Annotated in this window: 20 protein-coding genes and 1 pseudogene; 6 read left to right on the top strand and 15 right to left on the bottom strand. The window is 40.8% G+C overall.

Annotation, left to right across the window (positions count from 1 at the left end; genetic code table 11):
- Positions 1 to 384: 384 nt before the first annotated feature.
- The 9 genes and pseudogenes from M3196_RS07725 to M3196_RS07765 form a co-directional block, all read right to left on the bottom strand.
- A pseudogene (locus M3196_RS07725) lies at positions 385 to 735 on the bottom strand (aminoglycoside phosphotransferase); the annotation flags it as partial.
- Between the two features lie 443 nt (positions 736 to 1178).
- Positions 1179 to 1844 carry an HAD family hydrolase gene (locus tag M3196_RS07730; RefSeq protein ID WP_251321637.1) on the bottom strand — a complete coding sequence of 222 codons (666 nt, stop codon included), beginning with the start codon at positions 1842 to 1844 and terminating at the stop codon, positions 1179 to 1181.
- 250 nt (positions 1845 to 2094) lie between these two features.
- Positions 2095 to 3294 (bottom strand): PDZ domain-containing protein, encoded by a 1200-nt coding sequence (locus M3196_RS07735; protein WP_251321638.1) that lies wholly within the window; start codon positions 3292 to 3294, stop codon positions 2095 to 2097.
- A complete protein-coding gene (locus M3196_RS07740; protein WP_251321639.1) occupies positions 3291 to 3470 on the bottom strand; it encodes a hypothetical protein in 180 nt (59 codons plus the stop codon). Before M3196_RS07740 ends, M3196_RS07735 begins: the two co-directional genes overlap by 4 nt.
- Positions 3471 to 3568: 98 nt before the next feature.
- Positions 3569 to 5026, bottom strand: coding sequence for a S41 family peptidase (locus tag M3196_RS07745; RefSeq protein WP_251321640.1), 1458 nt, complete (start codon positions 5024 to 5026; stop codon positions 3569 to 3571).
- A gap of 135 nt (positions 5027 to 5161) precedes the next feature.
- On the bottom strand, positions 5162 to 6370 hold the full coding sequence (locus M3196_RS07750; protein WP_251321641.1) for a murein hydrolase activator EnvC family protein: 1209 nt from the start codon (positions 6368 to 6370) through the stop codon (positions 5162 to 5164).
- Positions 6371 to 6434: 64 nt separating this feature from the next.
- Positions 6435 to 7328, bottom strand: coding sequence for a permease-like cell division protein FtsX (gene ftsX / locus M3196_RS07755; RefSeq protein ID WP_251321642.1), 894 nt, complete (start codon positions 7326 to 7328; stop codon positions 6435 to 6437).
- Positions 7318 to 8004, bottom strand: a complete 687-nt coding sequence (gene ftsE, locus M3196_RS07760) for a cell division ATP-binding protein FtsE (RefSeq protein WP_251321643.1) — start codon at positions 8002 to 8004, stop codon at positions 7318 to 7320. Before ftsE ends, ftsX begins: the two co-directional genes overlap by 11 nt.
- A gap of 579 nt (positions 8005 to 8583) precedes the next feature.
- Positions 8584 to 9456, bottom strand: coding sequence for a YitT family protein (locus M3196_RS07765; protein WP_251321644.1), 873 nt, complete (start codon positions 9454 to 9456; stop codon positions 8584 to 8586).
- A 438-nt stretch (positions 9457 to 9894) separates the two neighbouring features.
- Here M3196_RS07765 and M3196_RS07770 point away from each other — a divergent pair, with 438 nt between their 5' ends.
- Together M3196_RS07770 and M3196_RS07775 are read left to right on the top strand one after the other, a co-directional pair.
- Positions 9895 to 10872, top strand: coding sequence for a nuclease-related domain-containing protein (locus M3196_RS07770; protein WP_251321645.1), 978 nt, complete (start codon positions 9895 to 9897; stop codon positions 10870 to 10872).
- A gap of 421 nt (positions 10873 to 11293) precedes the next feature.
- Complete coding sequence (locus M3196_RS07775) at positions 11294 to 12538, top strand: helix-turn-helix domain-containing protein (protein WP_251321646.1); 1245 nt, start codon at positions 11294 to 11296, stop codon at positions 12536 to 12538.
- Positions 12539 to 12574: 36 nt separating this feature from the next.
- Here the strand turns inward: M3196_RS07775 and tatC are convergent, their stop codons facing one another.
- The 3 genes from tatC to M3196_RS07790 all read right to left on the bottom strand — a co-directional run bounded on the left by tatC (position 12575) and on the right by M3196_RS07790 (position 15265).
- Positions 12575 to 13321 carry a twin-arginine translocase subunit TatC gene (gene tatC / locus M3196_RS07780; protein ID WP_276531306.1) on the bottom strand — a complete coding sequence of 249 codons (747 nt, stop codon included), beginning with the start codon at positions 13319 to 13321 and terminating at the stop codon, positions 12575 to 12577.
- Positions 13322 to 13417: 96 nt separating this feature from the next.
- A complete protein-coding gene (tatA, locus tag M3196_RS07785; protein WP_197129014.1) occupies positions 13418 to 13603 on the bottom strand; it encodes a twin-arginine translocase TatA/TatE family subunit in 186 nt (61 codons plus the stop codon).
- Between the two features lie 30 nt (positions 13604 to 13633).
- Positions 13634 to 15265, bottom strand: a complete 1632-nt coding sequence (locus M3196_RS07790; RefSeq protein ID WP_251321648.1) for a PhoX family protein — start codon at positions 15263 to 15265, stop codon at positions 13634 to 13636.
- A 359-nt stretch (positions 15266 to 15624) separates the two neighbouring features.
- Between M3196_RS07790 and M3196_RS07795 the strand changes: the two genes are divergently transcribed.
- The gene (locus M3196_RS07795) at positions 15625 to 15777 is read left to right on the top strand and encodes a hypothetical protein (protein WP_251321649.1); all 153 of its coding nucleotides are present in this window, start codon (positions 15625 to 15627) and stop codon (positions 15775 to 15777) included.
- A 354-nt stretch (positions 15778 to 16131) separates the two neighbouring features.
- Here the strand turns inward: M3196_RS07795 and prfB are convergent.
- A protein-coding gene (gene prfB / locus M3196_RS07800; protein ID WP_251321650.1) for a peptide chain release factor 2 occupies positions 16132 to 17230 on the bottom strand; the annotation gives its coding sequence in 2 pieces (ribosomal slippage) (positions 16132 to 17166 and positions 17168 to 17230; 1098 coding nt in all).
- A 139-nt stretch (positions 17231 to 17369) separates the two neighbouring features.
- Positions 17370 to 19886, bottom strand: coding sequence for a preprotein translocase subunit SecA (secA, locus tag M3196_RS07805; protein ID WP_251321651.1), 2517 nt, complete (start codon positions 19884 to 19886; stop codon positions 17370 to 17372).
- Positions 19887 to 20098: 212 nt separating this feature from the next.
- Between secA and M3196_RS07810 the strand changes: the two genes are divergently transcribed.
- Together M3196_RS07810 and cspC are read left to right on the top strand one after the other, a co-directional pair.
- Positions 20099 to 20692 (top strand): hypothetical protein, encoded by a 594-nt coding sequence (locus M3196_RS07810; RefSeq protein ID WP_251321652.1) that lies wholly within the window; start codon positions 20099 to 20101, stop codon positions 20690 to 20692.
- A 154-nt stretch (positions 20693 to 20846) separates the two neighbouring features.
- On the top strand, positions 20847 to 21047 hold the full coding sequence (gene cspC / locus M3196_RS07815; protein WP_066292827.1) for a cold shock protein CspC: 201 nt from the start codon (positions 20847 to 20849) through the stop codon (positions 21045 to 21047).
- A 228-nt stretch (positions 21048 to 21275) separates the two neighbouring features.
- Here the strand turns inward: cspC and M3196_RS07820 are convergent, their stop codons facing one another.
- The gene (locus M3196_RS07820) at positions 21276 to 22901 is read right to left on the bottom strand and encodes a long-chain fatty acid--CoA ligase (RefSeq protein ID WP_251321653.1); all 1626 of its coding nucleotides are present in this window, start codon (positions 22899 to 22901) and stop codon (positions 21276 to 21278) included.
- Positions 22902 to 23122: 221 nt separating this feature from the next.
- Here M3196_RS07820 and M3196_RS07825 point away from each other — a divergent pair, with 221 nt between their 5' ends.
- The gene (locus M3196_RS07825) at positions 23123 to 24985 is read left to right on the top strand and encodes a dihydroorotate dehydrogenase (protein ID WP_251321654.1); all 1863 of its coding nucleotides are present in this window, start codon (positions 23123 to 23125) and stop codon (positions 24983 to 24985) included.
- Positions 24986 to 24988: the final 3 nt, after the last annotated feature.

A 24988-nucleotide genomic window follows, 5' to 3' on the forward strand; every position in this document is an offset into this window, starting at 1 on the left:
CGTCGGCTGGAAGTAAAATCCTTTTCGCTAAATAGAAGAGTGGGAGCATAAGCAAGTAATTGGGTGGCAAGACCGGATACCCATCCGAAGGCAACAATTCCAGCGCATCGCATGTTCAAACAGTCCAACTATTAATACCTATTCCCAAAATAATAAGTAATGGTGAAATGATACCGGTCGCTATGCAATAGGTTCTCCAGCCACACTCCCCTTCTGCAGCAAACGGTAGTGCAAAAATAATCGTTGCTACAATCAGACAGATATAGGCGATAAAGAAGCCATAGAATGTAGTACCGCATGGCCACTCATTGATGTTGGCATATTAGGAGGTGCACCTGTGGGAAAGCCGAGGCCCGGATCTGGAGGAAATTATACCTCATGTTGTGGGGTATTATCTAAGGATTTCCAACTATCATCAAATGAAAAGTCGCTTACAGAATCATGATATTGACGCAGCATTTTCGCTATTTCTTGTAAGACATCATCTGACCACATATATTGTTTTAAAGGATAATTACCAGCTTCTCCTTCAATAAATGATAAAATCTCTCTTCCTTTTTCATCGATACCAAGGTATTTAGCAGCATAATCGTACCCTTTGTTATCAAGATGTTTTAACAGTGCATGAATTCTTTTGCTATTTGACTTTAATTCTCGTCTAACTGTATTACCTGACCGTTCAACTTTTGAGACGTTACCACCAGCTAACAATTCCTCATTTGAACGATTAGGCATATAAACACCTCCTGGTCTTGTTCCATAAAACTACCCTTTTGTTGAGTTAAAAGGTGCGATCGCCTTATGCAGCAATCGCACCCGTTTGTTGAAGAAGATGACTACCAAATAAAAATACTTAGTTAAAGTCTTATTTTATTTGCTTGTCTCATATATATCTAAAGATTATTGTAATAGACCACCATACAGGAGGGCATTCCATTGGTTAGCAAATTAAGATTGAGTTTAATATTTATCTATGTATTATTAGTTACTGCAATTTCATCAGGGTTTTGGCAATTTCTAATTCAATATGAACTTGCTCCAATATATTTAACAACTAATTGATGCAGTTCAATTTGCAGTGCTTTTAACGTTTTTGTATATAAATCGTATGGTGATTTATATATATTAATACTTATTCCATTAAAGCACCCTTTAGCTGAATAATAAAATGTCATCCTTTATTCAACTTTACTTGCTATTAAAATATCTTTTATCTCGTCAACACTATTGACAATATGTGTAGGGTTAGAATTACTTAATTCTTTAAATGAACCATACCCATAAGTTACTCCAATAGAGTCAATACCAGTATTATTTGCACCAATAATATCGTGTTTTCTGTCACCAATCATAATAAAATCATCTAGCCTATGCTCATTGTACTTATCAAGTATGTATTGAATAATTTCAGTTTTTGATGTTCTTGTTCCATCAAGATAACTTCCAACAACAAGTTCAAAATACTGGTCAATATTAAAATATTTTAGTATTTGTTCAGAAAATACAGTAGGCTTAGAAGTTGCAACAACTAAAGTATATTGTTGTTCTTTTAATGATTTTAACAGTAAAGGAATATATAAATATAACTCATTCTCAAACATGCCCTTATCCTTGAACCTTTCCCGGTAATAATCAATCGCCTTTTGTGTATTTTCCTTATCAAATTCGTAATATTCAGCAAATGAAGCTTGAAGTGGTGGACCGATAAAACATTCAAGTTTATCGAAATTAGGCTCATCAATGTCCATTTTCTGTAACGCATATTGAACAGATTTAGTTATACCAATTTTGGGGTCTGAAAGTGTTCCATCTAAATCAAATAAAATTATTTTATATTTGTCCATATTAAGCTTCCTTTCTGCATCTAATGCCTTCCTCATTTTAACACGGAAAATTCAGAATAATTTAAAATTCTTATTAAACTGTCCAGTTTGTTCAATAATCCTTATTCCATTAAATGGCCCGTTTGTTAAATAAAGTAATAAAAAAAGAACTCACTTTTGATGAGCCCTTTTTATAAAGCAATTCCACTAAATTATGAAAATCATTCCACAGAATTTTGACCAGATTCCGGTAAATTATGAAAAACCACAACTAGTTCCCTACTGCAACGTTTCTGTCAACTACATCATGAACCAACAATACTCCAAGCTGATGATGTTCATTCTGATACAAGGATCCTTGAACAAAGCGAATCTCTCCGTTCAGATCTAGAACCTCGAGTTTACAGTAGGCAGCGTTGATTTGAAGCGCTCTGTACAGGCTTGTTTCATGTGTCAGCGTCACACCGTTTACTTTCACGATCACTTCCCCGACCTTTAAGCCCATTTTTGCAGCAGGAGTTCCTGGAACAACTGCAAGTATAATTACACCTTTATCACGCTGAACAAAGAGAGAAGGTCTTGTGTCATCGCGCTGGCTTGTAACGAGTGTAATAAGCTCACGGCCGGCAAGACCCGCAGCGATCGCAATGGCTATAAGCAGCGGAAGGTTGAAAAAATGCCCGCCGACCGCAATCGCTAAAACGAGAATGCCTAAAAGCGTCACCTGTTTACCAAGATGTTTAATCGCTTCAACCGGCAGTGTGTGCGTAACCAGCTGGCGATATCCGATCGCAAATGGAACTAAGAAAAACGAGAAACCGACTGCTCCCATCGGAAACAACGGCCACCAATCTAAAACCGGAATCGAACCAACAGGAAGAACAAGGAACTGAGGTACGATCCAGAAGCGCGTCGCTTCATGCGCGCCTACATAATGACCTCTTTTTCCCTTGAAAAGCCGTGGTGATGTACGGTCCGCACCTTTCCACAAGATTAAGATACCTTCCTGAATCAATAACACTCCTAATATAACAGCTAAGGAATCAAGCGGCGTACTTTGAATATCTTCAATCCACTTATCCAAAAATTCCATACCTGTATTTACTTTTGGCAGTAAAAGACCTGCGATAGCTGCTAAGCTCACCGCATACGCCGGCGCCATAAACCGCGTTTTCATCGTCAGGGCTAGGACAAGATACATCAAACCGATTAAAGCGATCATGCCGACCGGCAATGTTACGCCTGCTGCAATAAAGATAACGGAACCGATGAGCCCGATAAGGATACCTGGCAGCAATGAAAATATCAGATTATCAATTACCGGATGAACTTTAACTTTGAATTCTTTTCGTTCACGTTTAACACGTTTAAGCCCGATTAAGAATGCGACAAGAATAAATCCATAAAAAAGCGGGTGTAAAAAAAGCAGCCCGATGCCTTCTATCAGTTCGTTCACAAAGGTGTCTGTCATGGGCGTTCTCTCCTTTTCTCTTCTTCCAATTCATCCACTTTTTCTTCCATTCTTTTTAGTCTTCTATCTGTTTTAACTGCCCGTTTTACAAACATCCCGATTAAGCTGATGAAGAAAACAAGCATTAAGAAAGCTACTAGCTGAAACAGTATGTCTCCACCATTAAATGATCCCATCTACTTTACCCCTTTATGATGTGCAAAAGAAATCCGCAGAGAATAATTCCTCTACGGATAGTATTCGTGTTTCGGTTGTTTTTTCCTGCCATTATCCCTTATTTTGCAAGCAATTCAATGGCTGTTTTACGCTGAACATCATTTTTATCATCACGGATGGAATCGATGACTTTCGACTCCATTTTCCCTGCTGTTTTTTCATCGACTTTACCTGTTGCCTTCAAACTGTTCGCACGCTGGAACGCTGTTACGGCAGCTTGTGTCTTTTCATCGAAATAACCATCTTCACGGCCTGTTTGGAAACCTAATCCGTTCAGCATCACTTGAGCATTTTTCACTTGCTCATTATTCATATCAAATTCTAGCGGTTTTTCAATTGAAATTGGATTTGTATAGAAGTATTCAGGCTGTTTTACTTCGTACGTTGGCTTCACACCTTTTTTATGAATCCAGTTTCCGTCTGGAGTCAGCCACTTAAACAATGTCAGCTTGATGTTCGAACCATCACCAAGGTCGATAGACTGCTGAACTGTTCCTTTACCGAATGATTTCTCACCAACCAGATCATAACTGCCAGCTTCTTTTAGCGCAGCTGCTAGAATTTCTGAAGCAGAAGCACTCCCTTTATCGATTAGTCCAACAATTGGATAGTCTTTCTTTTCTTTCAGCGTGGAAACATAACGTTCTTTGTTTCCTTTTCTGTCCTCAATCTGAACAAATGGCTTGTTCTCTGGAATGAGCTGGCGCAGAATACTGTCAACAGCTTCTAAGTATCCGCCAGGGTTTCCACGGACATCAATCACAAGCCCGTCGATTCCTTTCTTTTCAAGCTCAGTTAATTGTTTTTTAAAGTCTGTCCCAGTATCTTCGGAGAATGAAGTGATCTCGATGACACCGATGTTTTTTCCGTTAGCTTTTTCGATGTCGGAATAAACGGTTTCAATCGGAATCTCGTCACGCTTTACTTTGATCGGCATCACATTGTTCATACCGCTGCGTTTTACGCCTAATGTAACAACTGAGCCTTTTTCCCCGCGGATCTTTAATACGGCTTTGTAGAGGTCCAATCCTTCTATACTTTTGCCATCGATCGTTACAATCTGGTCATTCGGCTTTAAGCCCGCTTTTTCAGCAGGTGAATCCTTAAACGGCGCTACAATTGTTACTTTACCGTCTACCATGCTCACTTCTGCCCCGATTCCTTCAAAAGATGAATCAAGCGACTGTGTAAACTGGTTTGCGGTTTCTTCATCCATATAAACAGAATACGGGTCTTTTAGGGTTTTCACCATTCCTTGAATGGCACCTTCAAGAAGTTTTTCGCGATCTACATCTTCTACATATCGGGATGAAATGATCTCATACGTTTTTTGAAGCTTAGCAAACTCTTCTTCGCTGTTAATCTTTGTTTTCGTTTTTGGCAGATCACTAACTTCACCGTTTTGAACAAATTTCGAGTCATTTCCAAACAGCGCCATTGAGCCGTACATACCACCAGCACCAACAAGCAAGGAAACAACAATCAGCAGGGCCAACATCTTTTTATTTACGTTCATTCTGCTCACCTCATTTTTGCAGGAAAAGGCATCACACCCTGCAAAGTGCGATGCCTTCCATTGTAAGAGATTCGACGAAAGAAGCCTGTCTCCTACTTCACTATATGAATAGCTTGTTTACTTTATGTGTTTATTTTACCAATATGCCGCAGGATTTACAGCATTTGTTTTTCCTGCATTCCAAGGTCCCTTGTGAAGCTCAAAGTGCAGATGCTGACCATGAGAACGTCCTGTGTTACCCATATTTCCTAGTTTTGTACCTTTTGAAACGGATTGTCCGCTTGATACAGAAAGGCTGGACATATGCGCATAAACAGTTGTCCACTGCTGGCCTGCAATAGAATGAGAAATATAAACTACGTTTCCGTATGAAGAAGAATACTCTGCTCTGATTACTGTTCCGTCTGCTGCTGCATAAATTGGAACTGTTCCGCCTTGAGCGATGTCAATTCCTTCATGCATACCGCTGCTTCTCATACCAAATCCAGATGTGATTCTTCCGGCAGCTGGCTTAATGATCATACCGTTACCGATTACCGGTGCTGCTGATGATCCCCCACCACTTGAACGCTTAGCTGCTTCACGTTGTCTTGCACGTTCTTGCTCTCTTTTAAAGGCTTCTTCTTGAGACTTCAAGATTTCAGCTTCATTTTCGATTTTATGCATTTCAGCTTCTAAAGCCCCTTGTTCTTTGACAAGAGAAGCCATCAAACGGTCTTTTTCAGCCATTTGTGCTTTCAGCTGCTGCTGAAGTTTTTGCAAGTCTTTCATTGCGTTTTGAAGATTGCTAAGCTTCTTCTCAACAGAAGCCATTTTGGTTTCAAGTAATTCTTTATCTTTCTTTTGCTCTTCTAAAAGCTGACGGTCTTGTTCTGCAATCATATTCAGCGCAAGTACACGGTCAAGAAAATCACCAAAATCCTTAGAACCCAGTACAACTTCTAGGTAGGAAACTGCTCCGCCAGATTCATACATAGAGTTAACGCGTTCTTTTAAGAGCTTGTCGCGCTCGTCGATTCGTTTTTGAACGACTGCAATCTCATCTTTTAATTGAGCGATCTCATCTTTTGTTTTCTTGATATCGGCTTGCTTCTGCTCGATTTTTTGATCTGTATCAGAAGATAATTTATCGATTCTTGCGATTTCTGTCTCTAGTGAAGCCTGACTGCTTTTGTTTGAATCAAGCTTTGATTTTGAATCTTTTGCTTTCTTTGCATTCTCTTGTTGTTTTTTCTTGATGCTTGATAAAGATTCCGCGTGAACGACGGATTCAGAGTGATACACAGTAAAAGCGCTCAGTGCTAAACTTAAAGATAACACTGTACCAAACACTTTACGTTTCATTCGTTTTCCTCCCTAACCCCTATTAATTTGTTTCGTTTTCATGAATCTTTACTTCTGCTATCTATTAGATCTTCAAAAACTTACGGACAGACGTTAAGCTTCCCCATACGCCGATCACTCCACCGATTAGCAGCATCAATATAGATAACTGTGGAATAAGTGGTGTTACTGGCAAGAGCTCAATAAACACTGTCCCAAGCTTCTGATTAACGATATCAAAGATTGCTTGGTATCCTACTGCAATTACAACAATTGGAAGGAAAGCGCCAAATACTCCTAATGCAAATCCTTCAATAAAGAATGGCCAGCGGATAAATCCATTTGTTGCCCCAACGAGTTTCATAATTTCAATCTCGCGGCGGCGGGTAACAATCGTTAATTTTATTGTATTTGAGATCAGGAACATCGCTGTGAATACGAGTCCTAAAACAAGTACGATCCCAACGTTGCGGGCAGCATCTGTAACTTTAAAGAGTTTTTCAACTGTCCCTTTTCCATACTCAACTTTGTTTACGAATTTTAATTTTTCTACTTCTTTCGCTACCGCAGCTGTATCTTGCGGCTTATCTGTATAGATGATAAACGCATCCCGCAGCGGGTTTTCATTTTTTAATGAGGAGAACGCTTCCCCTTCATCACCAAGACTTTCAATTAATTCATCTAATCCTTCTTCTTTGGACTGATATTTAACCGTCTTTACTTTATCAAGCTGTTCAAGCTGTTTCTGATAAGTATCGTAGTTTTCAGCTTTTTCGGTTCGTTCGATATATGCTCTAATCTGTACATCATCTTCTATTTGGCTGGCAATATAGTTGATGTTTAGAAGAATTGCCAGGAATACACTTACTAATAAAAGTGTTACGGTTACTGCAGAGATCGAAGCGAATGACATCCAGCCGTTTCTTCCCATACTTTTGAATGCTTCAACGAAATGACGTTTTAATGTTCTAATCTTCATAGCCGTAATCCCCCTTCGCCTCATCACGTACAATTCGGCCGCCTTCGATGGCAATTACGCGCTTTGTGATTGTATTTACGATTTCTTTATTGTGAGTCGCCATGACAACCGTTGTGCCACGAGCATTGATTTCTTTAAAAATGTCCATGATTTCCCACGCGGTTTCAGGATCCAGGTTCCCCGTAGGCTCGTCCGCAATAACAACTGGCGGATGGTTCACGATAGAACGTGCAATCGATACACGCTGCTGTTCCCCTCCGGAAAGCTCATCCGGGAACATGCGGGCTTTATTTTTCAACTTAACAAGATCAAGAACTTCCATAACGCGTTCTCTGATCACTTTTGGTGATTCCTCAATAACTTCAAGCGCAAATGCTACATTTTCATATACAGTTAAACGCGGTAAAAGTTTAAAGTCCTGAAAGATAACTCCCATTTTTCTGCGGACTTTTGGAATCTGTCTTTCTTTTACTTTAGCAAGATTCGTGCCGTTTATAATAATAGATCCTTGTGTTGGCTTTTCTTCACGATACATACATTTTATAAATGTAGATTTTCCAGCACCACTTGGTCCGACTACATAAACAAATTCACCTTTTTCTATGTAGACGTCAATCCCGTTCAGTGCCATAACACCATTCGGATATGTTTTCCACACATCAATCATTTCTATCAAACTAAATCACTTCCTTACTACCCCAAAAAGATATTTCCCTGATCAATCAACATTCTATTTATAAAGTCTTTCGACAAAAACGCAATAATTGTCAGTTTTTTTCCGCAATAACTATTATAACATCTGTGACTGACAATTTTATTACAGTTGTATTTCATCTTGTCGCAAACAAGGGACCTTTGTAGTGTTTTCTTGCAGTTGTAACAGATAAAATACGACATGATTCGCTGATATCCTTCAATTTCAGAAAAAACCTGCATGTAAACTTTTCGACATTCGGTCGAGAAAGTCGACCATCGATTAGAAAATTAGGCACTTTTGACCTGTATGCACGCTTCATTTTATCGGCTTGTCTTACATATTCTGTAGTAAGATGGGTGCGTTTGTGTAATAAGTCCTACAAAATGTACAAAGAAAACTTGTTTGACATCATTTTTCATTCAACCTTAGTTGCACTTGTACCATATTCCATAATCTTGTTTCCACGTCGATCTTTATCATGATGCGAACAAGTTATTTGTTTATAGTGCAAAAAACCAGCCGAAAGTGTCAACGGCTGGCAAGAATCGACTTATGGAATTATCCGCGTTTAAACCCTTCACCAAGCACTTCGGTCGCATTTACAACGATTACGAATGCAGATGGATCCACGCTTTTTACATATTGTTTTAATTTCGTAACTTCATATTGTGCAACAACAACCATCAGCATCGGCCGCTCATCCTGTGTGTATCCGCCTAATGCGTTAATCTTTGTAACCCCGCGGTAGATATGTGTCAGGATTCCCTGGCGCAGCTCGTCTTCGTGATCAGAAATGATAAGCGCCATTTTAGATGTACCGAGTCCAATCTGCACAACATCGATCGTTTTTGCTGTAATAAACATGGCGATCAGTGCGTAAAGGGCTTGTTCGATTCCAAAGATAAATGCAGATGCAAGAACGATCGTACCATCAATAAGGAGGATAATCGTTCCAAGTGAGATACCGATATATTTATGGATGATCTGTGCAAGTAGATCCACTCCACCTGTTGAGGCTTTACCACGGAATACGATTCCAAGCCCGGCTCCAATCCCTAGACCGCCGAAAATGGCACCTAGAAGTGGTTCCTCTGTTGCTGGTCCCCACTCTTCAAAAATAAAAACAAAGAACGGCAGCACAAGTGTTCCGACTAACGTTTTCGCGCCAAAACGTCTTCCTAAAAAGAAAAGCCCCGCGACGAAAAGAGGTATATTGAGACTCCATTGCACGTAGGAAGGCTTCCATTGGAAGAGCCCGTACAGAATGGTCGAGATTCCACTTACTCCACCTGAAGCAATCTGGTTCGGTAAGAGAAATACAGAGAATGCCAGAGCCACCAGCCCTGAACCGATTACAACATAAATATATTCTAGAATAAGTTCAAATGTTGGGTGTAAGAACCCGCGTCTTTTACGTATTGCCATCATCATAGCTGTCTGTTAAACCTCGAACTTTCATAAGGGATTCTTTGAAACGAAAAAAGTATACCAAGCCTAGTATGCCCTTGTAAATGAGACCTTAGTGCCGCGGTAATGAAGTGAAGTAATGTTGAGTGGTATGGACTGGCGTGACCAGTCCAATCGATAGGAGTGGGATATGGTGCGAACTGGTCCGGGAAGTTCGATCACTTAGTTTTTTGTGATGTTTGAGGGTGTCGGATTTTGTTGTGCGATGTCGAAAATCGTGTATTTGCAAATTAACGTGGGATTCTTGAAAATAACGTGGGATTTAAGTGGTTTAACGTGGGATTATCCTAAATAACGTGGGATTCCGGTAATTCTTATGTCAAATTTAAGAAAATTGCTTTTTGTATAAAACGAAAGAATGCACCATTATAAGTTTTATCTTTTATAGACTATTGATAGGAAGTGAAAACGATAGAAAATCAGCGAAAAACTCCCCTTTTAATCGATAATTTGTCTGCTTTTTTAAAGAGATTACCTGCTCATCCTAAAAGAAAAGAAATTGAGGATTATTTAGCCCGTCAAATAGCAGGATTTAAAGGTGAACTTTCATTAGAATACTTCTACAGGTATTTACCCCTAAACGAAATTATCTTTCTGCATAATATTAGAATTCTGCATGAAAAATATTACTTTCAAATTGATACTCTCATACTTACCCAAAAATTCCTCCTTATTTTAGAGATTAAAAATCTTTCAGGACATATTTTCTTCGATAATCTTTATTCACAAATCATCAGAAAGATTGATGATATCAAAGAGTCATTCGAGGATCCTATTTATCAAGTTCAAAGACAAGCCCATCATCTTGCGGAAATTATGAAACTTTACAAGACCCCATTCATTCCGATTGAAACGCTTGTAGTGATAACGAATCCAAAGACTCTCATTGAAAGTGCACCTTCTCATACGGATGCTCTTTATAAAGTGATAAAAAGCGCTGAACTAAAGAAGCGGTTTGATGGATTTAGACAAAAATACAATGAAGATCAATTAACGAAAAAGGAACTTAAAAGGCTCGTTAAACGATTAAATAAACTACATACACCTTACAATCCTGACCTATGCGGGTTGTTTAATATCAAAAGTGAGGAGTTACTCAAAGGTGTGTTTTGTCCCAGATGCGAAAATGTTTTGCTCGTTAGGAAAAAAAGAAGCTGGTTTTGTTACACTTGCAATGAAATATATCACCGTGCACATATTTCTGCATTACAAGATTATGCAAGATTCATCTCTACAGGAATTACAAACAGAGAATGTATGCAATTTTTGAATCTTCCATCAACCAGCCAATCTTATCATCTCCTGCACTCTCTCAACCTCCCTTTCAGTGGTACAACAAAAGATCGAACCTACCATTTAAATTCTCTATTAGATGATTAAATGAAAAAAGACAGCCCTTAAAGGCTGCCACAAAAATCGCTTATTGCTGAATCCCCAGTTCTGCCAGGATGGTTTCTAATGTTTGCCTTGATGTTGTTTTCTTGGACTTGGTGAGTCATCCATATGCTGGTTTTGCTTAAGATAATTTTTTTGTACATATTTCATATCCTTTGCATCCCTTTCCGTCCTCTTTTTTGAAAATTTCGTTTATTCAAATTATAAAGCATACACCAGATGTACGCTATCGGGTTTTTACCCATGACTCACAGCCTATTTCAACTAATAACTTAACGGTAAATCACAGTAACTCAAAGAGAGAAATAGGAACTTAGACTTAAGAAACGTAAAACCGAATTGGGGTTTTCTTTAGTAGAATAGAAGTATCAAATATTAGCGGTTTATGATGGGGGCAGATGAAGTCATGCTAGAAGGAAAAATCATTAAGTTCTATCGTGAACGCAAAAATATGACGCAAAAGGAGCTCGGAGACGGCATTTGTTCGATTACGCATGTCAGCAAAATCGAACGGGGTTTAACGGAAGTCTCCAAGGAAACGATCCAATTTTTAGCGGACAGGCTTGAGATCGACATAGAAAGCGAGATCAAAACCTATAAAGGATTAGACACCCTTTTAAAAAAATGGGAAGAAGCCATTATCATGAAGCTTCATGCGAAGGCAGAAACTCTTAAACAGCAGCTTGAGGAAATTGCTTTGCTGCAGATTCCTGATTTCTACCGGTCGCACACCCTTCTATTAGCCAGGTTCTATTTGATGACTGGAGATCACACCAAGGCGCAATCCATCATCCAAGAGATGGACAAATGGCAGAACCCTACGCCTCTTGATAAAAATATGATTCTCCATATAAAAGGGATCTACGGGCTTCAATGCAAACATGATTATTTGGAAGCTATTGAATTATTAAAGCAGATTGATCCAGCTCACTACCATAACACCGAATATTACTATCACTTGGCCGTAGCGTATCATTCTATCAATTCTCGTGTGCTCGCCTATTATTACGCCAGTCTGGCTCTTCGTTTTTTTGAAAAAGCTCATTGCTATGTGAGAGTGATTGAAACGGAGATGCTGATGCTCATACAAGTAGGACATGACACTACGTGCGGTCCTCAAGATGTAAAATATGAACAGCTGATTGAAATGTGTGATAACTTTGGGTTAACAAAGCAAAAAGCACTTCTTCTTCACAACTATGGCTATCACTGCATCCTTCATGAAAACTTTGAAAAAGCTTGTGAGTATTATCATGAATCGATGAACTTAAAAGACCCTTCTACCCCAGAATATATTGGTTCACTAGAAGGATTCATTAATGCTTCCGTACAATTAGGGAAAAAATCTAAAAACGAGCTCATATCACTTGCTGAAAAAGGATTAAAACTATCAAAGGACATTGATTCAACAACGTTCACCCATTTTTTCCAGCTTCATTATTATCGTCTGACAGAGCAAGACGAACGTTATTATGACTACCTTGAGAAAGAAATGTATCCCTATTTGAAAAAATTAGGATATGTCCTTCCTGCTGAACATTATGAAATCAAGCTGTTTGATTATCATATGGAAAAAGAAAATATTCAAAAAGCAAATGAGTATGCGATGTTAATAGCCGATAAGAACAGACGCATTAATCATTTTGTATAAAAAGAGGAAGCCCGTTTTCAGGCTTCCTTTTTGTCTTTATGAAGGTCTTTTCATTTGTACGACTTTCTCTTCCTGCTCCTCTAATTGTTCAGTGACTAGCTTCTTCCGGTACACCCATCTTGACAGCATGATACTGATCTCATACAGGACGAGCAGCGGAATCACCACAAGAAAATCAGAAACGAGATCTGGCGGTGTGATCAAAACAGCTACGACGACGAGTGCAAAATAAGAGATCCTTCTTGCTTTGGTCAGCATCACTGGATTAATGATACCTAATGACGTTAAGAACATTACCACAAGCGGTATCTCGAACAGGAATCCAAATGGCAGGGTCAAGTTCAGCATGAACTTAAAATATTTTTCCGATGTGAAAAAGGTTTGGAAGTGCCCTTCTGATAATCCAAGCAAAAAGTTCAGCACCATCGGATAGACAATAAAATAGCCGAATGACAATCCTAACAAAAACAATAAAAATAAGGCTGGAATGTACGACAGCGTCACCTTTTGCTCCCTTTTACTCAACGCCGGTTTAATAAACAGCCACGTTTGATGAGCGGCTACCGGAATGGTGAGTGCGATCGCAATCACGCCAGATATCATAAAATACACCCAAAGAATTTCGCTTGGTCCGAGGACAGCTAATTGCTGATCTAAATCACGGATCAGCCAGCTGTAGATCGGCTGAACGTAAAAGAACGAAACGGTTAGAACTGTCATAAACACAACAAGCGTTATAATGATCCGTTTTCGTAGCTCACCAAGATGCTCCACAAAGTACATTTCTTCCGCTTTCACACTTTAGCCTCCTTCCTTTTGTAAAAGAGAAAAGATGCAAGCTTTCAACTGCGCCCGCATCTTCCCTCCAAATATCACTCTTTATTTTGACTGCGGTTTTTCTTCTTTTTCATCAGAAGACATTAAATCCTTTGCAGAATGCTTGAATTCACGAAGCGTACTTCCGAATGCGCGTCCGATCTCTGGCAATTTTGATGGTCCAAAGATGATAAGCGCGATGATTAAGATCAAGATCAATCCAGGTACTCCGATGTTAGTGAAACCCATGTGGATCGCCTCCTTAGAATTTGTTACTCATTAAAACTTAAAGCCAGTGATTGCCACAACTGAAGGACGCGGTGTGTTGCCTCCGCGAACTTGCGGCCATGTGCTTGTTGGATTTGCTTTATCTTCCGTTTCCTCTCCTGGATGCTGTACAGAAAGGAATAATGTTTTTTCATTCGGTGTAAAGGATGGTCCCGTCAACTCTGCTTCTTTTGGTGCTGATGCAAACTGGAATGCTACCCCTTTGTCGGGTCCAACTGTCGGAATCATGAACATTCCGTTGTTTCCGAAGCTTGTCCACGCATCTGAGTTCAGTTTGCTTGATGAGATATCTGTCACGGTCCAAAGGTTGGCGTTTGAATCAAACGTCAAGTTATCTGGAGCACTGAATCCGCTTTGGCGTCCGCCTGCCGCGAAGATTTCAAAGTCAAACTCCTCTGCTCCATGGTCTCCGTCCTTTTCAAAAAAGCGTGTAATGTGTCCATGAATGTTTCCATGCTTGTCATTGTTTGTATGTGCGATGAACACCGTTTGGTCTAAAGGCGAAATCTCGACGTCTTCAGGGCGGTCCGTAGGTGTTGCACCTAAAAGGATTGCAGCGTCATGTGCGTTCACAACCACATCAGCTTGTGTTTTAAACTTTTCGAGAAGTTCCGCTTTACCTGCTGCTTTTTCACGAACGGCTTCGATCGTTAATGCTACCCACTTGCTCTTTTGAAGGTCTGCTGCATAAAGTGTTCCTTCTTCTAATAGCTTGCTGTTCGCTTTGCCGTTTGCTTCCACGTACTTGCCTTTACTTACAAACTTGTACACGCAAGCATCTTTTTTATCATCGCCCATATAAACGACTACACGTCCATCCTTAGAGAGGCCCATGCTTGCATTTTCGTGGTTGAAGCGGCCAAGAGCTGTATGCTTTCTTACTTTGAAGTTTGGATCGAAAGGGTCTACTTCAATCACCCACCCGTAGTGTGTTTGGTCTAAACCAGCTGCTTCAGAAGTATCTTCATAGTTTTCTTCACAAGACATTACTGTGTTCCAAAGTGTACGTCCGCCTGAACAGTTTGCAAATGTACCCTGAACAGAAGTTGCTCCAGAAACTGCTGCGTTTCCTTTGGCTGGACCGGTTAAGGCGAAAGGTGTTAAACCTGTTATACGGCGGGCATACTCAGAATCCTTGTTCAGCGTCCATTTTCCGTTTGTTACTTGAACTTCAATAATGGAACCACCTTGGTTGTATAGCATTTTTTCAATTTGAGCCGCTGTATACTTGTCCCCTGCCTTTTCGCCTTCTACATATAAAGGATTCGTATATTCGTGATTTACCCAAAGCAATCCTTGTTCGCTTGACTCTTCAATTGGAAAGTACATTGTAAAATCGTTATTATAACCAAATGTGTCGCCTTTTTTGTTGATCACATCACCGTAAGATGCGATCACTTCATATTTATAGCCTTTTGGAAGAACAAGGTCGTCTTTATCAGTTGGTGCGATTGGGTGAAACTTAAAACCTTGTTTACGAGGCTTCATGCGCATTAAGCTGTCTGTTTGAGCGTTAGCTTTCTCCGTTAAAACACCTAATCCAGATGTAGCTGCTGCCAGTGCTGTTGCGCCTGTTCCTAAATATGTTAAAAAGGTTCTTCTGTCCAATGGTTTCTTTTCCACTCCATTTTCCCCCTAGACCAAATATTTATCTTGCACAATTAAGAATAAAGCCAAATTATTAAGCTAATATGTAGGACATTTAAACAAACGTTTAAGGTTTTCTAGCTTTTTCTAAAATTTGTGAGAAGGCGGTCGAAAATTCCGAACTGTTGGCGATACATAACATCTGTCCCGACTATTGAACAACTGTTTAAAAAACATTTCTACACATGAAGGTATCGTTTGTAAAACTTCTAAGTTGGGAAAATAGCTTTATAGATGTAACGCTAAATGATATCAGTATCCTATGATTTTCCCAATTTACTTCCTGTTGGTTATAGGTATAATTAACCATAAGGTACTTATATTGAGGTGAAGCGATGGATATAGAAGTGGGAAGTCGTGTCGTTTATAAAGGTGTAGAGTACCAAGTGGTGTGGATTTATGAGAATGGTAATGTGGAAATTGCAAAAAAAGGGCAACAAAGAAAGATCGAACTTGTTCCTAAGAAAGAGCTCACAAAAATAGGCTAAAAAAACTTCCGAAGCATATGGCTCGGAAGTTTTTTATTTTTGGTTGTTTTCGTAAGCTTCGTTGCTACTAGGGCCGGTTGATTTCCGCTCCAGGATGCTCGCTTTCTGCGGGGGGTAAGTGAGCTTTGGTGGAAGATGGATAGAGAGATTCATATTCAAGGAAGTATGTGTGCTCCTGCGTCTGCAAGCATATTCTGCCGAAACGGGCTTCCTCGTCGCATGCCTTGCAAGAAGAATAGTCAGGTAGATGGCACGCTGGTCCCGCAGGAGTCTCGCACCTTACGCTCCAATCAACTTGCAAATGAAGTCTTAACAATCAAAAGCAATAATTTTTTAGAAAAGAACCATAGCTTTTTATAGTTTAGAACGCAGATACGAATCAATAAACGGCGTGATTTCGCCATCCATTACAGATTGAACGTTACCCACCTCAGTGTTTGTACGATGGTCTTTCACAAGACTGTACGGGTGGAAAACATAAGAACGGATCTGGCTCCCCCAGCCGATTTCCTTTTGTTCCCCGCGAATTTCAGCAAGCTGTGCCTGCTGTTCTTCTAAACGGCGCTGTACGAGCTTCGCCATCAGCATCTTCATCGCACGTTCACGGTTCTTGATCTGTGAACGCTCTGTCTGACATGAAACGATTGTGTTTGTTGGCGTATGTGTAATACGAACCGCTGAATCAGTCGTGTTTACGTGCTGACCGCCTGCACCAGACGCACGGTACGTATCGACCTTTAAATCCTCTGTCCGAATTTCGATCTCTGTATCGTCAGTGATCTCAGGCATTACTTCACACGAAACGAAAGAAGTATGACGGCGTCCTGACGAGTCAAACGGCGAGATACGCACAAGACGGTGAACCCCTTTTTCGGCTTTCAAATAACCGTATGCGTTATGTCCCTTAATACTCAATGTTACTGATTTTACCCCAGCCTCATCACCAGGGAGGTAATCGAGCGTTTCCACTTTATAGCCCTGGCGCTCCGCATAACGAGTGTACATGCGAAGGAGCATGGATGCCCAGTCTTGAGATTCCGTACCGCCCGCACCTGGGTGAAGTTCCAAGATCGCATTGTTTTTATCGTATGGTTCGTTTAATAAAAGCTGAAGTTCGAAGTCGTTTAGTTTTGCGATCAGTTCTTTCGTATCTTTAACAAGCTCTTTTTGCATATCAGCATCTGCTTCTTCTTTAACAAGCTCGTGTGCGATCTCCAAATCCTCATAGGATGCAGCAAGTTCCTCAAATTCATTGACCTGCTCTTTTAATCCATTCGCTTCATTAATAACGACTTGTGCAGCATTTTGGTCATCCCAAAATGTCGGTGCACTCATTTGCTCGTCTAGTTCAGCGATTCTTGCTTTCTTTGAATCGAGGTCAAAGAGACCCCCTAAAGTCGTTGATACGTTTTTCTATCACGTTGAGTTCCTGTTTTACTTCTACTAAATCCATAGTCTCTGCACCTCATTTATATTTGTAGCCACTGTTTAACGTATGCTATTGATCAATAAAAAATCCACCCGTTCATATGGGCTAAAAACATGCGTAAAGAGAGTCCTGTAAAAGACTCTCTTCACTCACGAACCTTGATTTATTCTTGCTCAGCTCCGTGACATTGCTTGTATTTTTTACCGCTTCCGCAAGGACATGGATCATTACGCTTAATGTCCTGCTTTTTGCGTACTGGTTTCTTTTTCGTAGATTCAGCTTTGTCGCTTGGAACAACAGCTTTACCTTCCGCCACCTGTTCACGCTGCATGTTTTGTTCGATCTGCGATTTTAAGATGTAAGTTGTAACTTCCTCTTCGATCGCAGCAACCATCGCTTCGAACATCTCGAAGCCTTCGAACTGATATTCACGCAACGGATCCGTTTGACCGTAAGCACGAAGATGAATTCCTTGGCGAAGCTGTTCCATCTGGTCGATGTGATCCATCCACTTGCTGTCAACAGAGCGAAGGATAACCGCTTTTTGGAATTCTGCGATTTGTTCTGCAGGCAGCTGCTTTTCTTTTTCCGCAAATGCCGTATGAACTTTCGCTTGGATCTTCTCAATGATCTCTTCACGGTCTAAACCGTAGAAATCTTTTTCCGTGAACACAGGCTCTGTGAACATGACCGCGTTCACATAATCTGTAATTTCTTTCGTGTTCCACTCTTCTTGCACTTCCGATTCAGGCGTGTGAACCGTTACGATACGGTCAATCGTTGAATCGATCATACGCAGTACGATATCGCTCAACTTCTCAGCATCCAACACTTCCTGACGCTGAGCGTAAATGATCTCACGCTGCTGACGCATAACATCGTCATATTGAAGAAGCTGTTTACGAGCATCAAAGTTAGATCCCTCTACACGTTTTTGTGCAGATTCAACGGCTTTTGTAACCATTTTAGATTCGATCGGCGTATCTTCATCCATACCAAGACGCTCCATCATCGTCATCAGGTTATCGGAACCAAAGCGTTTCATCAGTTCATCTTCCATCGAGATGTAGAAACGGGAAGAACCTGGATCCCCTTGACGACCAGCACGGCCGCGGAGCTGGTTATCAATACGGCGAGATTCGTGGCGCTCAGTACCAAGAATGTGAAGCCCGCCAACTTCAATAACACCTTCACCAAGCTTGATATCCGTACCACGGCCGGCCATGTTTGTCGCGATCGTAACCATGCCAAGCTGACCTGCGTTCTCGATGATCTCAGCTTCCCGCTCATGGTTTTTCGCGTTCAAGACATTGTGATGAATTTTACGCTTTGATAAAAGCTGAGAAAGCAATTCTGATGTTTCAACAGCAACCGTACCAACAAGGATAGGCTGTCCTGTTTTGTGTCGCTCCTCGATTTCAGCTGCGATCGCCTTGAACTTTCCTTGTATCGTTTTATAGATTAAATCTGGTCTATCATCACGTGCGATCGGACGGTTGGTCGGAATCACGATAACATCCATATTGTAGATGTTGCGGAATTCCTCTTCTTCCGTTTTCGCCGTACCCGTCATACCCGCAAGCTTGTTGTACATACGGAAATAGTTCTGGAACGTGATCGTCGCCAGCGTCATGCTCTCGCGCTGAATCTCCAAACCTTCCTTCGCTTCAATCGCCTGGTGAAGTCCATCGCTGTAGCGGCGTCCTGCCATCAAACGGCCTGTGAACGGGTCAACAATAACGATTTCGCCGTCTTGAACGACGTAATCCACATCACGATGCATGATAATGTTGGCTTTTAACGCCTGGTTAATGTGGTGATTTAATGTTACATGCTGATAATCATAAAGGTTATCGATAGAGAACATTTGCTCAGCTCTGTTGATTCCTTCTTCTGTCAGCTGAACGTTCTTCGTCTTTTCATCTACTGTATAATCCGTATCTTTTTTCAGCTGGCGTACGAACATGTTTGCCATCTGATAAAGCTGGGTAGATTTCTGTGCAGAGCCAGAAATGATCAGCGGAGTACGCGCTTCATCGATTAAGATGGAGTCAACCTCATCGACGATCGCATAATTGCGGCGCTGAACCATTTGCTCCTTATAAACTACCATGTTGTCGCGGAGATAATCGAAGCCGAACTCGTTGTTCGTTCCGTATGTGATATCTGCAGCATACGCTTCACGCTTTTCTTCTTTTGAAAGGTCAGACACATTCAATCCAACCGTAAGACCTAAGAAATTGTATAATGGCCCCATGATTTCAGAGTCACGGCGAGCCAAGTATTCGTTGACTGTTACAACATGAACGCCTTTTCCATCAAGCGCATTCAAATAGACCGGCATGGTCGCAACTAGCGTTTTACCTTCACCGGTTTTCATCTCTGCAATATTACCTTCATGAAGCGCAACCGCACCCATGATCTGTACGGGATAATGACGCATTTTTAATACACGTTCTGACGCTTCGCGTACAGTCGCAAATGCTTCTGGAAGCAGGTCGTCTAGTGACTCCCCTTTTTCAATGCGGCTTTTAAATTCAGCCGTCTTATTCGCAAGAGCTTCATCGTTTAACGCTTTAAACTCTTCTGCTAGAGCTTCTACTTTTTCAGCAACTCTTTCATATCTATTTAGCGTCCGATCATTGGAACTTGGAAAAATCTTTTTCAAAATGCTAATCATCCGATAAACGCTCCCTGTTCTCGAGAATTATATACCACTTCTATTCTACCAGTTTGTGAAACGAGCCACAAGAAATCCCAAATCTTTTCATTTGAATTGTATCATTATGAATAATGTGAATTCCTATTTATGTGAAATTTTCTATAGTTTAAGGAGGACACGAACCCTAAATTTTGGTAAAATAATAAAAAGGTGATTTAGGGAGGTTCTTAATGGAAAAAGCGGAGTTGGAGAGGGATGGCACGAGCCAGCAGCAAGTACGCAGCGAAAAAAGTAAAACCATTATCCTAACACTTGTTTTGAGTTTCTTTTTTATTGGAGGAATCGGTACGTGGGGGTATTACGAGCTGTTTGGTCCAAAAATGGCCTCAGACATGAACCTGCCTACAAGTGAAGACGTGATGGACGCTGAAAAAACAAGCGGCACCTCGATCTACAAACCTACTATAAAAGTACCCGTAACTGAAATACAGCGGCGAATTAACGTCATGCATGAGTACTGGAACCGCGAGCTAGGGTTTAATGCGTGGAATAACTATAGTATTGCGAGAAATAAGGAAGAACTGATGAATGTGAAGGAAGATATACAGAACAAAATCCAGCCTTTTGTGTTGGGTCCATTGAAGGCAGATATGAAAACTGCGATTGCTAAAATAGATTTAAGCATGAAATCAGATAGTGTAGAACCGCTAAAAGGAGTCCATCGTATTTTTCATGATTTAGATATTACGCTGAACGACTATGACGAAGCAACTACATTCTGGGAAGTAACCGAAACGTGGGAATGGTATCAGAAAGCACATTAGGGATTTGCAACTTCATAAGATTACTGTTATGATGAATCTAGAATTATTTTTGTTCGGTGTAATCAATAGTTTGAAATATAATTTTTCTTCTTGAGAGTAGATTTGGGCAAGGATAGTAATACATTGTGTGGCAACGCACTAGGAGGCAACAAAAATGGAACAAGGTACAGTAAAATGGTTTAACGCAGAAAAAGGTTTTGGATTTATCGAACGCGAAAATGGAGACGACGTATTCGTACATTTCTCTGCAATCCAAACTGATGGCTTCAAGTCTTTAGACGAAGGCCAAAAAGTAACTTTTGATGTTGAGCAAGGTGCTCGTGGAGCTCAAGCTGCTAACGTTCAAAAAGCATAATCTTACATGATTATATGAACAGGCTCTCTTTAGAGCCTGTTTTTTTATTATTTATAAAAATAATCAATAAAAAAACCCCGCTCAAAAAGTTGAGCAGGGAGATGGTACAGGCAAAGTAAAAAATTTAATGCATTAAAGGTTATGAATAGTATAACACACTAATCGCTTTAATAGTGTTATAAAAGCATTGCCCCCAAACTGTATGATAGCAATGCTTTTTTTCGTTTCTTAAGTAGCCGGTGTCATATAATGATCTTTCAGCTGATCACGAAGGGTTCGTTTCAGGAACTTCCCAACCGAGGTTTTCGGAATCTCATCCATGAACACCACATCGTCAGGAATCCACCACTTCGCAAACTGTGGCTTTAAATACTCGAGAATATCTTCTTTTGCGGTTTTGCCTTTCGCTTCTTCCTTCAACACGACACACGCGAGCGGACGCTCCTGCCATTCCGGATGCGGAACCGCTATGACGGACGCTTCAAACACATCCGGATAAGCCATAATCGCATTTTCTAAATCTACCGACGAAATCCACTCCCCGCCACTCTTGATCAGGTCCTTCGTCCGGTCGACAATTTTCACGAAGCCTTCCTCATCCACTGTTACAACATCTCCGGTATGAAGCCAGCCATCGACGAACGTTCCTTCCGTCCTGTCGTCATTGTAATATTCATCTGCGATCCAGTTGGAACGCAACAGGAGTTCTCCCATCTCGTTCCCGTCCCATTTCACTTCACCGTTCGCACCAATAACCTTCATTTCAACTCCTTGTACAACATAGCCTTGTTTCGCTTGGTAATCTAGTTTTGTTTCTTCGTCCAAATCTTCCTGATAGGTTTTAAGCCGTGTTGAAATGACAAGCGGACTCGTTTCCGTCATGCCATAAGCGTGCCTGAACGGAATGTTGTGTTTTTCCTGGAACGCTTTGATCATTCCTTTAGGGGCAGCCGAACCACCGCAAAGGACTGCACGAAGAGTGGATGTTTCATAGCTCTTTTCATCCAGTTCACGAAGAAGACCCATCCAAATCGTTGGAACGCCCGCTGTCACCGTAACTTTTTCCATTTCGATGAGTTCAGCTAAAAGTTTTGGTGTGAACTGCGGTCCAGGCATGACTTGCTTAGAGCCAAACCACGTTGCAGCATATGGAAGACCCCATGCATTTACGTGGAACATCGGAACGACTGCCATACAAACATCGCTTTCCGAAACCGCTCCACCATCAGCCAGTCCAAGTGACATAGAATGCAGAACCGTCGAACGATGCGTGTAGGTTACACCTTTTGGATTGCCAGTAGTCGCAGACGTATAGCACATTCCAACAGGGTCATTTTCATCCACATTTTGCGGGAACTCATAAGCTGGGTCACCGGTTTCAAGAAGTTTTTCATAATGATAAAGAGGCTGAAGCGGTGACTTTGGCAGCTCATCTTCATCGGTCATCAATATAAAAGCTTTTACGTTCGGAATATGGTCTTTTATGGCTTCAACAAGAGGTAGAATGTCCTGATCGATCATTAAAATCTGGTCATCGGCATGATTGATAATGTATGCGATATGCTGAGGGGAAAGTCGGATATTAATCGTGTGAAGGACTGCCTCCACGCCCGGAATAGCAAAATACGCTTCTAAGTGGCGATGGTGATTCCACGCGAGAGTTCCAATCCGCTCCCCTTTTTGGACACCAAGACGCTTAAGCGCACTTGAAAGTCTGCGAGTCCGTTCACCGATCTCCCGGTAACTGAACTTACGAATCCCCGACATCGTACGGCTCGTTACTTCTTTTTTAGCAAAATAACGCTCCGCATGTTCCAGCATACTAGTAACTCGAAATGGCACATTCATCATCATAACTGCTTCTCCTCCTTTAATATAAACAAAATCACTGTTGTAAGCGCTCCCAATAATGATTAGTTCACCTTACCTAAGAGGAAATCCTGCCTCTAAAACACATTTATTGCAGGGGTTTTATGGGTTATACAACAAAGAGTTTTTTTCAGGAAAAATATTTTGAAAATCTGTGAGATTTTTACGTTAAACTATAAAAAAGGGCATAAAAAGGAGTGACAATTATGCCAGATTGGTCGTATCATACGTTTTTCAAACCCGTGCTGTTTCGGATAAAACCGGAAACTAGCCGTGATTTTACGCTGCAGCTTATGAACACATTAGCAAGACTTCCGCTAGGCGATAAAATCATTAACTTCTTTGGTCATATGCAGCCGCCTTCAGAATTAGAGCGTGAGATTGCCGGGATCAGGTTTCCTTCTCCTGTCGGTATAAGCGGTGCATTGGATTCTAACTTAAAAGGGACAACTGCTTACTCTCATCTTGGATTTGGTTTTATAGAAGTCGGGCCAATCTCATTAGAACCTTGTACTATGACGCAGCCTACCGCACGCAATCCAGTTGAAGAAACATTGTGGTATGAACATCTTTATTCAAATATGGGGTTAGATGAAGCACAGTTAAAACTTCAAAAGGTAAAGAAGTCGGTTCCGATTGGTATAGGGATCAAGGGAACTTATGATGAGTTAACACAACTGGCAGAGATGCTCGATAAGCTTGCCGATTATTTTATTGTGAGTCTTGATGCTGCTGATCATATTGAGAAAATAAGAAAGATCACGGGGAAGCCCATTTTCTTGGAAGTAACTCATAGTACTATGGCAGAATTTGATGTAAATGAATATAACCACCTGGATTTTGATGGATTTTTGATTCGAGAAGGTATTCAAAAGGACGAAGGATGGGAACTTGGAAAATCTGAAATTCCTTATCTAAAAAATGGCATTCAGCAGCTTTTACCTTTTGAAAAACCAATTATCGCTTCAGGCGGTGTCCATGATCCAAATGATGCCATGGAACTTTTTCGAGGTGGGGCGTCTCTTGTTCAGCTACATAGCGGTTTCGTCTTTTCTGGTCCAGGTCTTCCGAAAAGGATCAACGAACGGTATGTATATGAAAATGATGAGAAAACACTGGAGAAAACATATGGATGGGTTTCATTATTTTTAATGGGGATGGGTGTGTTTATTGCTGGAATCATTGCTTTGATCATCGGCCTGACCCACGTACTTTTACCATATGATGAGGCTTTTTTAGGAATAAAAAGCGAGGAAATTATCGCTTATAATCACGAATTATTTCATTTCATGTCACATGACCGGATTTGTCTAGCCGGCGTCATGATCTCGGCTGGTTTTATGTTTATGCAGCTTTCTTATCATGGCATACGAAAAGGCGAACATTGGGCAAGAAAGGCTTTCGTTATCGCGGCTTCCATTGGTTTCCTAAATCTTTTTTACTTTGTGGGCTTTGGCTATTTCGATAAGCTTCACTTTATCTATTACGCCATTATCCTTCCATTTTTTATTTATGGACTATATAAAACAAGAAACATGCCAATCGGCAGTAAAGGTATAAATTTATACAACAGTACCTCTTGGAAGAAGAGCCAGCTTGGGCAAAGCATGTTTATTATTTCCGGAATATGCCTGCTTTCTGCTGGAATTGTTATTTCGATCATCGGCATGAATGGCGTTTTTGTACCCGAAGATCTATCATTCTTTTCACTGACCCCTGAGCAGATTTCAGCATTTAACGAGAGGCTGATTCCATTGATCGCTCATGACCGGGCTGGTTTTGGCGGAGCATTGATTTCAGAAGGGTTTCTTCTTTTGCTGATTGCATTATGGGGTTACCGAGAAGGAGTAAAATGGATCTGGTGGACACTGGCGATTGGAGGATTGCCAGGATTCCTGACAGGAGTCGGTACCCATTTTATGATCGGTTACGACAATCATTTCCACCTCTCACCTGCGTATCTGTTGTTTGTCTTTTATCTTGTCGGTTTGGTTTATTCATATCCTTACTTATGCGGAAGTAAGAAACAATCTATGTCATTAACTTCTTATGAAGCAAAAAAAGTGTAGACG

The organism is Fictibacillus nanhaiensis, from assembly GCF_023715445.1.
In the GTDB taxonomy this organism is placed as follows: domain Bacteria; phylum Bacillota; class Bacilli; order Bacillales; family Fictibacillaceae; genus Fictibacillus; species Fictibacillus nanhaiensis_D.